The organism is Nocardia sp. NPDC049526, assembly GCF_044465765.1.
Classification (GTDB): domain Bacteria; phylum Actinomycetota; class Actinomycetes; order Mycobacteriales; family Mycobacteriaceae; genus Nocardia.
In genome coordinates this window covers 223,194-236,006 of the sequence record NZ_JBITMA010000005.1, presented here as the reverse complement: position 1 = coordinate 236,006, position 12,813 = coordinate 223,194, and the positions used below count along the sequence as shown (strand labels likewise).

Sequence of the window (12,813 nt, the reverse complement as noted above, 5' to 3'; positions counted from 1 at the left end):
GGTTTTCGCGGAAATGCCAGGTAATCGGCGTGCTTCGCCACGACGCTCAGCTGGCGGTGAGTGCCTCGATGTCGTTTGTCAGCAGTGATGTGCAGACTTCGAGCAGGGACTGTCTGAGTCCCATCGACCGCTCTGCCAATGCCGACTGCGCCCGGACGTATTCGGCACGCCCCACCGGTGTTTCGATGCGGATCGGCTCGTAGCCGTAGTCGGTGAGGTCGTACGGGCTGGCGCGCATATCGAGTTCGCGTGCGGCGCAGGCGAACTCGAAATAGTCGAGCAACAGGTCCGAGGAGATGAGCGGGGTGAGTTTGAAACCCCATTTGTAGAGGTCCATATTGGCGTGCAGGCAGCCGGGCTGTTCGCGGGCGACCTGGTCGGCACGGGTCAACGGTTCCGCGTTGCGACCGACCGCGTCCGGGGTGAAGAAGCGGAATGCGTCGAAGTGGGTGCAGCGCAAGGACATCGATTCGACGACCGCATCGGTACCGGTGCTGCCCAGACGCAGCGGCACCTGTTGATGGCGGACCTCGTCGGTTTTGTACACCATGGCCCACTCGTGCAGGCCGAAGCAGGACAGCTGCGCCGGGCGGGATGCCGTGGCGCGCAGCAGTTTTGCGATGAACTCGACGGTGTCGCGACGCCGCCGGATGAACGCAGGGTCGGCGGTGTAGACACCCGCGCCGGAACGCATGTCATGCCGGTGATACCCGCGAGCCCCGTCGTACTCCCGCGCGGCCGCCAACGCGACACCGAATCCCGGATGCCAGCGCCGCAATTGGGCGGGCTTATGTCCGTAGTACGTGAACAGGAAGTCGATCACCGGATGTGACGACCCCGCCGCGCGCCGTTCGAGATACGGTCCGACGAGCTCGTCCAGCCGAGCCCGGTGCGCGGCGGCCCTGGTCCGCCACTCGGACTCGGCCAGCACGATCATTCGATCACCCGGTGCGTCCCGTCGCGCACGGTGCCGACGAACTCTTCCACCAGATCCTCCAGCGCCACAATGCCCACCGTATTTCCACGGGTGTCCACGACACGGCCGAGGTGGGAGTTGGTGCGGCGCAAGCGCGCCAGCGCCTCGTACAGGGGCGTACCGGCGCTCACCGTCGGCAGTGGACGAATATCGGTGCGCGGGATGGGCGTATTCGGTCCGGCGCTTTCGTCGGCGACCTTGTCGAGCACATCCTTAACGTGCAGATACCCGACCAGCGAGCCGTCGCTCGCGCGCACCGGATACCGGGAGAAACCGGTTTCGGCGACCGCGGTTTCGATATCGCCGAGTGTGGTGCCATTGCCGCGTAACGGTACCGAGCGGGTCGTCGCCAGCTGCACCATCACATCGCCCACCACCCGATCGGAGGTGCCGAGCGCCTGGGTGAGGCGGCGGTGCTCCTCCTCGTCGAGCAGGCCCTCGGAACGGGATTCACCGATCATCTCGGCGAGTTCAACACTCGAGACCGTCGCCTCGAGCTCATCCTTCGGCTCGATCCGCAACATGCGCAGCGACAGATTCGCCGCCAGGTTGTAAACGGCGATGAGCGGACGCGCCAAGCGCAACCACATCAGATGCGCCGGGACCAGCAGCAGCGCACTGCGTTCCGGTCCGGCCAGCGCGATATTCTTCGGAATCATCTCGCCGAAGAGAATGTGCAGGATCACCACGATCGCGAGCGCGATGGCGAACGCCACCGGATGCAGCAGCTGCTCGGGCATGCCGACCAGCTCGAACGGCCCCTCCAGCAAATGCGCCACCGCGGGTTCGCCGACCCGGCCGAGCAGGATCGAGCAGATGGTGATGCCGAGCTGCGCGGCGGCCAACATCATGGACAGGTTCTCACCGGCCCGGATCACCGTGTGCGCCTTGCGCTTTCCCTGTGCGGCGAGCGCCTCGAGCCGGTCACGGCGGGCGGAGATGAGCGCGAATTCGGCGGCGACGAAGAAGGCATTGCAGGCCAGCAGCACCACCGTCAACAGGACACCGAGGAGATCACCCATGGCTGTTCTCCTTCAGTACGGCGGCCGCGACCGGGACCAGCCGGATCCGATCGATACGCCGCCCGTCCATCCGTTCGACCTTGGCGATCCAGCCGCCGTCATCATCGTTCGGATAGCGATGCGAGGACCGTGGATTCGGCAGGATCACCTCGTCACCGGTAACCGGGATGCGGCCGAGCCGGGTGAGCACCAGACCGCCGAGGGTTTCGTATTCGCCCTCCGGCGCGTCGTAGCCGGTGGCCCGGGAGACCTCGTCGATGCGTAGCAGCCCCGAGCAGTCCCAGCCGTCGGCGACCCGGCGGACATCGCGTTCTTCCTCGTCGTGCTCGTCGCGGACGTCGCCGAGGATTTCCTCGATGAGATCCTCCATGGTCACGATGCCCGCGGTGCCGCCGTATTCGTCGACCACCAGCGCGACCTGCATGCCGTCGGCGCGCACCCGCTCGAGCACCTCGTCGCCGTCGAGGCTGGCGGGCACGATCGGGACAGGCCGGGCGAGCAGATGCAGCGGGATGGTGTTGCGGACATTCGCCGGATGGGTGAACGCCTGTTTGACGTGCACCACGCCGAGGGTGTTGTCCAGATCGCCATCGATGATCGGGAAACGGGAGTAACCGGTGCGGCTGGCGGCCGCGATCAGATCGGCGATGGTGTCGGACTTGTCCAGGGATTCGATCTTGACCCGCGGTGTCATCAACTCCTCGGCGCTGCGCTCACCGAATTGCAGCGAGCGATCGACCAGTTGCGCGGTGCGGTGGTCCAGCGCACCGCGCAGTGCGGAGGTTCGCACCAGCGAGCCGAGTTCCTGCGGGGAGCGCGCCGATCGCAGTTCCTCGGCCGGTTCCACGCCGAGGCGCCGGACCACCCAGTTCGCGGTGCCGTTGAGGAAGTGGATCATCCACTTGAACACCACCGAGAAGGCGATCATCGGGCCCGCGGTCACCCGGGCGGTGCCGAGCGGCTTCGATATCGCGATGTTCTTCGGCACGAGCTCGCCGTAGATCATCGACAGCGAGGTGGCGATCAGCAACGCCAGCGTGAGCGAGATACCATGCGCCGCACCCTCGCTCAGACCGAGCGCGGTGAACGGCGGCGACAGCAGTCGGGCCAGGACGGGTTCGGCGATATAGCCCGTGATCAGCGTGGTGATGGTGATACCGAGCTGGGCTCCGGAGAGCTGGAACGACAATGTGGTGTGCGCCTGCCGGACCATGCGCGAGCGGGCGTCCCCGACCGCGCGCACATGCGATTCGACGGTGCTGCGTTCCAGGGCGGTGAGCGAGAATTCGGCGGCAACGAACAATGCGGTGCCTACGGTGAGGGCGATGAACCCGATCAGGCTGAGCACGGTGAGCACGACGGACATCGTCAGCACCACCTGCGAGACATGCGATGAGCTGAATCGGATCGGGCGACTGCGGGAAGAAGGGCGCCGGGTTTGTCACCCGGCTCGGTAGAGGAGCCCTCCTGTGCGGCGCCCTCGGACGCGGGTGACAACTTGTTCCTCTCGGCAAATGGGTTTGGGTAACCGGAAACCGGCAACCACTATGTTACCGGCCCACGCGCGTGCCCGCGTGGGCCGGTATTGCTGTGTCTGATTGGCCGCGCCTTCGGCGCGGCGTGTTTGCGGCCCCCTGGTGTCTCGCGTCCGAGCCGTCGAGACTCGCGCCTTCGGCGCATGCGCTTCGACGACTCGGACGCGAGACGGGCCGCGAACGTCGCTCGTAAGACTCGCTCCGTTGGGGTCGGCTGGGCAGGATGGCTCAGCTTTTATCCGCGCTGAGCGGTCTACCAGCCGCTCGGCAGCGGGCGGCCTTCGGCGCATGCGCTTCGGCCCCTCGGATGCGAGACGGGCCGCGAACGTCGCTCGTAAGACTCGCTCCGTTGGGGTCGGCTGGGCAGGATGGCTCAGCTTTTATCCGCGCTGAGCGGTCTACCAGCCGCTGGGCAGCGGGCGGCCTTCGGCGAAACCTGCGGCCGATTGCACGCCCAGCACGGCCTTGTCGTGGAACTCGGTGAGGCTGCGGGCACCCGCGTAGGTGCAGGCGCTGCGGACGCCGGAGCAGATGTGGTCGATGAGGTCCTCGACGCCGGGGCGTTCCGGATCCAGGCGCATGCGCGAGCTGGAGATGCCTTCCTCGAACAGTGCCTTGCGGGCGCGGTCGAAGCCGCTGTCGGTGGCGGTGCGGGCGGCGACGGCGCGTTTGGAGGCCATGCCGAAGCTCTCCTTGTAGGCATTGCCGTCGCGGTCGACGCGCAGGTCACCGGGGGATTCGTAGGTGCCGGCGAACCAGGAGCCGATCATCACATTGGACGCGCCCGCGGCCAATGCGAGAGCGACGTCGCGCGGGTGCCGGACGCCGCCGTCGGCCCAGATGTGCACACCGAGTTCCTTTGCGGCGGTGGCGCATTCGGCCACCGCGGAGAACTGCGGACGGCCGACGCCGGTCATCATGCGGGTGGTGCACATGGCGCCGGGGCCGACACCGACCTTGATGATGTCCGCGCCCGCCGCGGCCAGATCGCGGGTGCCCTGCGCGGAGACCACATTGCCCGCGACCAGCGGTACGCCGAGGCCGAGATCGCGGATGGCGCTCAGGGTTTCGAACATCTTGGCCTGGTGGCCGTGTGCAGTATCGATGACGAGCAGGTCCGCGCCCGCGTCGACGAGCGCCTTTGCCCTGGCCGCCACGTCGCCGTTGATTCCGACCGCGGTGGCGACGCGCAACTGGTTGTTGGCATCGACATTGGGCTGGTAGATGCCGGCGCGGATGGCTCCGGTGCGGGTCATCACGCCCGCGAGGCTGCCGTCTTCGGCGATGAGCACGGCGAGCTGCGCGTGCTCGGCCTCGAGCAGGTCGAACAGATCCCGGGGCGAGGTGCTGGCCGAGGCCTGCACGAAGTCGGTGACGGCGACATCGCGCAGCCGGGCGAACCGGTCGACATCGGTGCAGGACGCCTCGGTGACCACACCGACCGGCTTACCGCCGTCGACGACCACCACGGCACCGTGGGCGCGCTTGTGCATCAGGGCGACGGCCTCGGAGACCGAACGCTGCGGATCCAGCGTGACCGGGGTATCGGCGGTGAGCGAACGGCTCTTGACGAAGGCGATGGTCTCCGATGCCGCGGCGATCGGGAGATCCTGCGGTAGGACGACGATGCCACCGCGACGGGCGACCGTCTCGGCCATCCGGCGTCCGGCGACCGCGGTCATATTCGCGACGACAATGGGAATGGTGGTGCCGGACCCGTCTGCGGTCGAAAGATCCACGTCGAACCGTGATGCGACATCCGTCCGATTCGGGACGAGGAAGAGGTCGTCGTAGGTCAGGTCGTACGGCGGCTGGTGACCAGGGAGAAACTGCACTTAACCGATTCTAACCGGTGCGCCGCAGTTCCGTGCAATCCCCCAGCATTCCGTCGGCACCGTGGTTCTACCGGGTCGACAGCCGCGAGTTTCACGCTTGGGCTTGGACGCGGGAGAGCTGGATTGTGGTCGCGCACATGATGATTACGGCGACGATGATCACCGCGAGTCCGATGTGGTCGGTGCGGAGGCGTTCGTCGAGAACGGTGATGCCGATGAAGGCGGCGGCCAGCGGTTCGGCGATGGTGACGGCGGGCAACGATGCGACGAGAGGGCCGGATTGGAAAGCGCGTTGCTGGAGGTAGAGACCGATCAAACCGGATCCCACCAGGGCCCAGGTCTGCCAGCTGCCCAATACATGGATCAGGCCGCCGTCGAAGAGTTCGGTTACGTATTCGGTGAGCGCGGCGGCCAGACCGAACAGGGCGCCGCCTACGGTGCCGAACAGGAGTGCGCGGCGGGTCGGGTCGGAGGTCCCGAGGGTGATGACGACGGCCACCGCCAACAGACCGAGTAGACCGGCGATCGGCGGAATCCAATCGCGCAGGGGCGCATTGGTATTGCCCTCGGTCGGATCGCCGACGATCAAGAAGCAGGCGAGGGCCGCCGCCAAGGCGATGGCGGTCGCCCAGGTGCGGGGGGTGATGCGGCGGCGGTTGAGGCGGGCGGAGAGCGGAAGAGCAAAGACCAACATGCTCACCAGAATTGGTTGGACGAGCAGCACCGCACCCATGGCCAGTGCGGCGACCTGCATCGCGTAACCGCCCGCGTCCCCGACGATTCCGGCCCACCAACGCGGATTGCGCATCAGCGAACGCATCAGCGACTCGTCCTGCGGAACCGCGGCCGCAGCATGCTGCTGCGCGACCGCGGCCACCGCGAAGAGCAGCGCCGCGATCAGCGCACAGATGATCGCGCCCACCTGATAATTCGCCACCTGGTTAGTTTGCCCCGCGATTGCGGCCGCCCGGCACCCCCTGCGCCCGCCCGGCGCGTCGACGTGTACGCCCGGGCGTGTCACCGCTGGTCGCAGCGGTGCGCCCGGATGCGGCACCGCGCCCGGAGGTGGCCCCTGCGCCATGGCCGGCCGATGTGCCACGCGCGGCAGAGCCCGATCCGGCAGCTGCCTTCGTCGACCCGGCGGCACGACCCGGCGCGGCCGATGCCACGCTCGCGGTCCGCCCTGGAGCCGTCTTCGTGGCCCCTGCGCCCCGGCCGGGGGCAGCCGTTGCCGTGGCTGCTGCGCGACCCGTGGCAGGGGCGGCCGCCGATCCACGACCCGAAGTTCCGACACCGCGCCGGCTCGACGTCGCGGCGGAGCTGGACGAACCACCCGAGGACTTCTTCGCACCCCCGGCGCGAGCACTCGAACCGGCACTACGTCGCCCGGTACCAGCCGAGCTCGAACCACCCGAGCGTGCGCCGCGACCACGACCGCCGGAACCGGCACCACCCGATCGCCGGTTCGAGTTGCCGACCTTCAATTCGCCCTCGTCACCCAGCGTGACCGCCGAGTTCGCCGCGACGATCGCTATGCCCGACGGCTGCTTCGCGCCGGTGATCTGGATGAGGCGCCGATCGCCCGGACGGACCTGCACGCCGTCGACATCGACGCCTGCCTTGCGGGTCATCTTCTCGACCTCGGCGCGTTCCTCCTCGGTGACCAGCGTGACGACGACGCCGTCCTCACCGGCCCGCGCGGTGCGGCCCGCGCGATGCAGGTACGCCTTGGATTCCGCGGGCGGATCCACGTGCACGACAAGGGAAATCCCGTCCACATGGATGCCCCGCGCGGCCACATCGGTGGTCACCAGCACCGGTGTCGTACCGTCGGCGAATGCGGCCAGCGTCCGCACGCGGTTGTTCTGTGCCTTCCCGCCGTGCAGGGCGCCGGCGGCGATTCCGGCCGCCCGCAACTGCTTGGCGAGCCGGTCCGCACCGTGTTTGGTGCGGACGAACATTATGGTCAGCCCGTCGCGGGCGGCGATCTGCGCGGTGATATCGCGCTTATCGGCCTTGCGCAGGTACAGCAGATGATGCGACATCGTCGCGACCGATGCCGACGGCGGCGCGGTGGAATGCGTGACGGGGGAGCGCAGGTAACGCTTGACCAGTTTGTCGACCTCACCATCGAGGGTGGCCGAAAACAGCAGGCGCTGACCATCTTTCGGCGTCCGGTCGAGCAGCTTGGTGACCTGCGGCAGGAAGCCCATATCGGCCATGTGGTCGGCCTCGTCCAGTGCGACGATCCGCACATCGGACAGGTCGGCGGAGCGCTGGTTGATCAGATCTTCCAGCCGCCCGGGCGTGGCGATGAGCAGGTCGACCCCGCGCGCGAGCCGGTCGGCCTGCCGCTTGATCGGTGCGCCGCCGACCACCGAAGCGACCCGCAGGCCGAGCGACAATGCCGCGCTGTCCAGCGCCTTTTCGATTTGGGCCGCGAGTTCCCGGGTCGGTACCAGCACCAGACCGCGCGGACGGCCCGGCTTGGCCTGCGCGCCCGCGAGCAGCGCGAGCATCGGCAGCCCGAAGGCCAGTGTCTTGCCGGAGCCGGTTGGTCCGCGTCCGAGCACATCCTTACCCGCCAGCGCATCGGTCGCGGTCGCGGCCTGGATCGGGAACGGGGCGTCGATGCCGTCGCGGCGCAGCGCCTGGACGAGCACGGCGGGTAGGCCCAGATCCGCGAAGGTGGTGGCAGGGGGGGAGGAGGTCAACAGGGGTGTGTGCCTTTCATGTCTCGGCGCGGGCGGATCCGGGCACGCGTGGTGCCGCCGAGATGGTTGGGCCCGGTCATCGGGATGCGGTAGGACCGGGTGTGTCGGGGAGAACCGGAGGAATCAGTTACGAAGCAGTCGATCCAGTTCGACCAGCCAGGGTACCGCGACAGCCATGGTCGGGACCACCAGGATGGCCGCCGACCCCAGATACGCCGCCGAGGCGACTCGAATATCGCCGATCCGTCCACCGAGGCGCTGGATGCGGATCAGGGTGGTCGGCCCGCCGGCGGCGAGCGCACCCTGCGGAGCGGTGGATTTGGCGCATGCCACCAACGCGCGGGCCAGCGGCTTCGGGCCGGTCACCTTCACCGCCGAGTCGTCGGCGAGTAGTTCGATCAGCAGTTTCACGGAGCCGAGTGCGGCCTTGCTGCGCACCACCCGGGGGAAGGCCTCGTGCACTGCGGTGAATGCCTCGAGCACCAGATCGTGCCGGGCGCGCAGATGCGAGCGCTCATGGCTGACGATGGCGGTGACCTCGGCGTCCTGCAGGCTGGTCAGCGTGCCCTCGCTCAGTACGACCCGCTGGCGCAGGCCGGGCAGACAGTAGGCGATCGGCTCGGTCGAGGCGAGTACCCGGATATCGGCGGCGCGGCGCTGCGGTCCGCTCTGGTCGAGCAGATCGACGAGCATGCGGTGGCGCGCTCGACGCCTGCGGGTGTGCACCCCGACGCGCACGATCGCGTACATCAGTCGCGCGCCGACCAGCAGGGTCAGCGCGAAGACGAAGACATAGGCCAGCCACAGCGGCAGTCCGAGGGCGTCGATTTCCCGGGCCGGTGAGGTGGTCGGGCGACCGTTCGGTCCGGGGACGAGTAGTTGGGCGGCGATGGCCAAGCCCGATCCGAATGCGCTGAGCACGGCGGCGAGCGCGATGGCCTGCCATAACACGAGCGCGGCGCGCGGAGTCCGATACGGCCAGGTCGCGCGGCTCAGCAGCGCTGGGGCAGGCCCCGCGAGAAGCAAAGCGAGACCGGCGAAGACCGGCGCGGTTGCGTTCATCGACTCAGCTCACTGCGTTGTGGGGCCAGGGCACTCACCTCATTGTGAGGCCAGGATCCCAAGACTACTGCTTCGGCGGCGCAGTATCTTCGGATGCCTCGAGCTTAGCGAGTGCTTCCCGCAACGCATCCGTATCGTCCCTGCCGACCTGTTCGACGAAATGCACGAGCGCCGCCGCGCGGCTGCCCGCCGCATCGGCCTGCTGCAAGGCGTCGACCATCAAGCTGGCCACCAGTTCGTCCCGGGTGTGTACCGGGGCGTAGCGGTGGGCGCGGTCGTCGCGGCGCTGGACCACCAGGTTCTTCTTCGCCAGCCGTTGCAGCACCGTCATCACCGTGGTGTACGCGAGCTCACGGCGGGCGGCCAAAGCCTCGTGTACCTGCCGTACGGTCTGCGGCTCGTCACTGGACCACAGCTGGTCCATGACTGCCTTCTCGAGTTCACCAAGTCCTGCCATTCCACAAGTTTACGGACTCAACGACACAATTGCGTACTACACCCCGTCGTAACTGCCTGATAGCTGGTGTGTCATTTGTCATACCCGGGCAAAACGTGCCGGGTTCCGATGGGCACGATCATCGGACGGCCGGAGACCGGGTCCTCGAGGACCGAGGCGTCGAGATCGAAGACCTCGCGCAGCAGTGCGACATCGATGATATCGGCGGGCGCGCCCTGGGCGACGATGCGTCCGTCGCGCATCACTATGAGTCGGTCGCTGTAGCGAATGGCCAGGTTGAGATCGTGCAGCACCATCACCACGGTGCGGCCGAGGTCGTCGTGCAGCCGGTCGATCAGGTCCAGGACCTCGACCGAATGCGCGAGGTCGAGGTAAGTGGTCGGCTCGTCGAGCAGCAGGATATCGGTGCCCTGGGCCAGTGCCATCGAGATCCAGGCGCGCTGGCGCTGCCCGCCGGACAACTCGTCGAGTGAGCGATCGGCCAGGTCGGCGACGCCCGTCGCCGCAAGTGCGGACATGACCTCGGCCTCGTCGGTGGCCGACCACTGCCGGATCCAGGACTGATGCGGATGACGCCCGCGCGCAACGAGATCCGCGACGGTGAGCCCCTCGGGCGCGACCGGCGACTGCGGGAGCATGCCGATGATGCGTGCCACATCCTTGGTCCTCATCGTCGAAATCGCCTTGCCGTCCAACAGGATTCGACCCTGTCGCGGACGCAGTAGGCGCCCGAGCGAGCGCAGCATGGTCGACTTGCCGCAGCCGTTCGGGCCGATGACGGTGGTGACGACGCCAGGTGCGATATCGATATCGAGTCCGTCGACGATGACGCGGTCGCCGTAGCCGAGGGTGACTTCCTGTGCGGAGAGCCGCGTATCGCTGGTCATGACAGGGTCGCCTTCCGATTCATACGCACGAGCAGGTAGAGCAGGAACGGTCCGCCGAAGGCGGCGGTCACGACACCGACCGGCAGATCGACCGGAAACAGCGTGCGCGAGGCCACATCCGCGCCGACTACCAGGATGGCACCGGTGAGGGCCGAGCCGATGAGAGGTTCGCCGGGAGTTCGCAGCAGTCGGCGCGCGATCTGCGGTGCGGCGAGCGCCACAAAAGTGACCGGACCGACGGCCGCGGTGGCGACGGACGCGGCCACGACGGCCGCACCGATCAATAGGGTCTGCTGGCTCTGGATCCGCACGCCGAGCACCCGGGTGGTATCGGTGCCTAGGCGCAGTGCGGCAAGGGTTCGCGCGGAGCCCACCGCGACCACGACGACAACGGCCAGGGCCAGGGCGGCCGGGACGAGTTCGGTGCGGTCCGCGCTGTTGAGCGAGCCATTGAGCCAGAGTTGCGCGCGGGCCGCGTCCTGCAGGCTGGCGCGGGTGAGCAGAAAGCTGATGCCGGACAACAACAATGCGTTCACGCCGATGCCGATCAGCACCAGTCGCATCGGCGTGACGCCGCGGTCGCCGGTCACACTGCGGCCCCAGGCGAGGAGGTAGATCACGATCGCGGCGAGCAGCCCCCCGGTCAGCGCTGCCAGTGGTGTGCCGAGGCTCGCGGCGAGTCCGGTTGTCGCGCCGCCGGTTCCGACCAGTACCGCGACCGCGCCGAGGCTCGAGCCGGTGGTGATGCCGAGCATATCCGGTGCGGCGAGCGGGTTGTGCAGGATCGATTGGGTGATCGCGCCCGCGATGCCGAGTGCCGCACCGACGACCGCGGCGGTGAGCGCGCGCGGCAGTCGGGACTCCAGCACGATGAAGCGCTGGGATCGAGTGCCGCCGCCGCTGAGCACATCGAGTACTCGGCCGATCGGAATGTGGGTGTCACCGAAGGCGATATCGAGGCAGAACAGTGTGAGCACGATCGCGGCGAGTGTCAGAACTATGAGCGCCATGGTGGGACGCAACACAATCGACACCGGGCCGAGGCGCAGCGCGGGGCGGATGCGTCGCAGCGGCGCTGCCGACGGAGTACCGCTGGCCCCGGTCGCGGTGTTATCCGGAGAGATTTCGTCCATGATTCGTTCGCTCATGGATGCTCCCCGGTGGCCCGCGAATTCGTGCGCGGCGATCGCTGTGACATCTCCCTCACAGGCTCACCAACCTCTTGCGACGAACGAGCAGGATGAAGAACGGTGCACCCAGGGCCGAGATCATCACGCCGACCTGTAATTCGCCCGGTCGCGCCACAATTCGCCCGACCATATCGGCGACGAGCAGCAGCAATGCACCGAGCAGTCCGGAGTACGGGATCAGCCAGCGATAGTCGGGACCGGTGAAAACCCTTGCGACATGCGGCACTATCAATCCGATGAATGCGATCGGGCCGACCGCCGCTGTCGCGGCACCGCACAGCAATACGATCGCCGCCAGGCCGAGCGCACGGTTGCGTCCGATATGCACCCCGAGTCCGCGCGCGACCTCGTCACCTAGGCTCAGCAGATTCAGGCCGGGCGCAGCCGCGACGGCCAGCGCAACGCCGATCGCCAAGAACGGCAGCACCTGCCAGAACACCTCGGCATCGCGCCCGTTCACCGTGCCGACCACCCAGAATCGGTAGGTGTCCAGCGCAGTGTTGTCCATGAGGACAACGGCATTCGTCATCGCCTGCAGAAATGCGGTCACCGCGGCGCCGGCCAGCACCAGGCTGAGCGGACTCGCCTTGCCGCCGCCGATCGCGGACACGCCGAACACCACCAGCCCGGCGATCAGCGCCCCCGCGAAGGCGAACCAGATGTACTGCTCGGGTGCGGTCAGCGCGAACAGGTAGATGCTCAGTGCTGCAAGGAAGGCCGCGCCGGCGTTCAAGCCGAGCAGGCCCGCGTCGGCGAGCGGGTTGCGGGTATAGCCCTGGATCAGCGCGCCCGCGATGCCGAGGGCAAGCCCGGTGACCAGCCCAAGTGCGGTGCGCGGCAAGCGGAGTCCGCGCACGATCTCCTCCGCGGTCGACCCGGCCGGACAGGTGAACGGCCCGCCCGGGCAGCTGAAGGCATTGTGCACGGCGTCGTAGACGGTGCCGGGGGACAGTGATCGAGTGCCGATGGCGATGCTGGCCACGGTGGCGATGAGGAGCAGTGCGGTCAACGCGACGAGTCCGCGCCGGCGACGGCGCGCCGTATTCGTTCGTCGCGCCCCCGGTGCGATGGTGCCTGATGCCGTCACGGCGACGAACTACTCCTGACTCGATATGTGGTGTTCCAGTTGTTAAGT

10 protein-coding genes and 1 pseudogene are annotated in these 12,813 nt (G+C 67.8%); all 11 read right to left on the bottom strand.

All coding sequences use genetic code 11. The annotated features are described in order from the left end of the window. Positions 1-46: 46 nt before the first annotated feature. Positions 47-937: a 3-methyladenine DNA glycosylase gene (locus ACIBW7_RS17625; RefSeq protein WP_397047361.1), complete on the bottom strand. Its 891-nt coding sequence runs from the start codon at positions 935-937 to the stop codon at positions 47-49. After that, entirely contained in the window at positions 934-1,998 is a 1,065-nt protein-coding gene (locus tag ACIBW7_RS17620) for a hemolysin family protein (RefSeq protein WP_397047359.1), read from the bottom strand. The genes ACIBW7_RS17625 and ACIBW7_RS17620 overlap by 4 nt, the downstream gene beginning before the upstream one ends. Beyond that, the gene (locus ACIBW7_RS17615) at positions 1,991-3,364 is read right to left on the bottom strand and encodes a hemolysin family protein (RefSeq protein ID WP_397047357.1); all 1,374 of its coding nucleotides are present in this window, start codon (positions 3,362-3,364) and stop codon (positions 1,991-1,993) included. The genes ACIBW7_RS17620 and ACIBW7_RS17615 overlap by 8 nt, the downstream gene beginning before the upstream one ends. 567 nt (positions 3,365-3,931) lie before the next feature. Beyond that, positions 3,932-5,368 (bottom strand): GuaB1 family IMP dehydrogenase-related protein, encoded by a 1,437-nt coding sequence (locus tag ACIBW7_RS17610; RefSeq protein ID WP_397047356.1) that lies wholly within the window; start codon positions 5,366-5,368, stop codon positions 3,932-3,934. A 91-nt stretch (positions 5,369-5,459) separates the two neighbouring features. Continuing rightward, complete coding sequence (locus ACIBW7_RS17605; protein WP_397047354.1) at positions 5,460-6,305, bottom strand: DMT family transporter; 846 nt, start codon at positions 6,303-6,305, stop codon at positions 5,460-5,462. A 430-nt stretch (positions 6,306-6,735) separates the two neighbouring features. Further along, positions 6,736-8,085 (bottom strand): annotated as a pseudogene (locus ACIBW7_RS17600) (DEAD/DEAH box helicase); the annotation flags it as partial. 120 nt (positions 8,086-8,205) lie between these two features. Then, positions 8,206-9,144 carry a M56 family metallopeptidase gene (locus tag ACIBW7_RS17595; RefSeq protein ID WP_063037376.1) on the bottom strand — a complete coding sequence of 313 codons (939 nt, stop codon included), beginning with the start codon at positions 9,142-9,144 and terminating at the stop codon, positions 8,206-8,208. A 64-nt stretch (positions 9,145-9,208) separates the two neighbouring features. After that, positions 9,209-9,601, bottom strand: a complete 393-nt coding sequence (locus tag ACIBW7_RS17590) for a BlaI/MecI/CopY family transcriptional regulator (protein ID WP_330254691.1) — start codon at positions 9,599-9,601, stop codon at positions 9,209-9,211. A gap of 71 nt (positions 9,602-9,672) precedes the next feature. Beyond that, positions 9,673-10,488: an ABC transporter ATP-binding protein gene (locus ACIBW7_RS17585; protein ID WP_397047351.1), complete on the bottom strand. Its 816-nt coding sequence runs from the start codon at positions 10,486-10,488 to the stop codon at positions 9,673-9,675. Further along, complete coding sequence (locus tag ACIBW7_RS17580) at positions 10,485-11,636, bottom strand: FecCD family ABC transporter permease (protein WP_397047349.1); 1,152 nt, start codon at positions 11,634-11,636, stop codon at positions 10,485-10,487. The genes ACIBW7_RS17585 and ACIBW7_RS17580 overlap by 4 nt, the downstream gene beginning before the upstream one ends. Positions 11,637-11,691: 55 nt before the next feature. Then, positions 11,692-12,765, bottom strand: a complete 1,074-nt coding sequence (locus tag ACIBW7_RS17575; RefSeq protein ID WP_397047347.1) for a FecCD family ABC transporter permease — start codon at positions 12,763-12,765, stop codon at positions 11,692-11,694. Between the last annotated feature and the right edge of the window lie 48 nt (positions 12,766-12,813).

Coding starts and splice junctions, on each gene's coding strand:
- ACIBW7_RS17625 (WP_397047361.1), bottom strand. CDS start 937: ATGATCGTGCTGGCCGAGTCCGAGTGGCGGACCAGGGCCGCCGCGCAC.
- ACIBW7_RS17620 (WP_397047359.1), bottom strand. CDS start 1,998: ATGGGTGATCTCCTCGGTGTCCTGTTGACGGTGGTGCTGCTGGCCTGC.
- ACIBW7_RS17615 (WP_397047357.1), bottom strand. CDS start 3,364: ATGTCCGTCGTGCTCACCGTGCTCAGCCTGATCGGGTTCATCGCCCTC.
- ACIBW7_RS17595 (WP_063037376.1), bottom strand. CDS start 9,144: ATGAACGCAACCGCGCCGGTCTTCGCCGGTCTCGCTTTGCTTCTCGCG.
- ACIBW7_RS17590 (WP_330254691.1), bottom strand. CDS start 9,601: ATGGCAGGACTTGGTGAACTCGAGAAGGCAGTCATGGACCAGCTGTGG.
- ACIBW7_RS17585 (WP_397047351.1), bottom strand. CDS start 10,488: ATGACCAGCGATACGCGGCTCTCCGCACAGGAAGTCACCCTCGGCTAC.
- ACIBW7_RS17580 (WP_397047349.1), bottom strand. CDS start 11,636: ATGAGCGAACGAATCATGGACGAAATCTCTCCGGATAACACCGCGACC.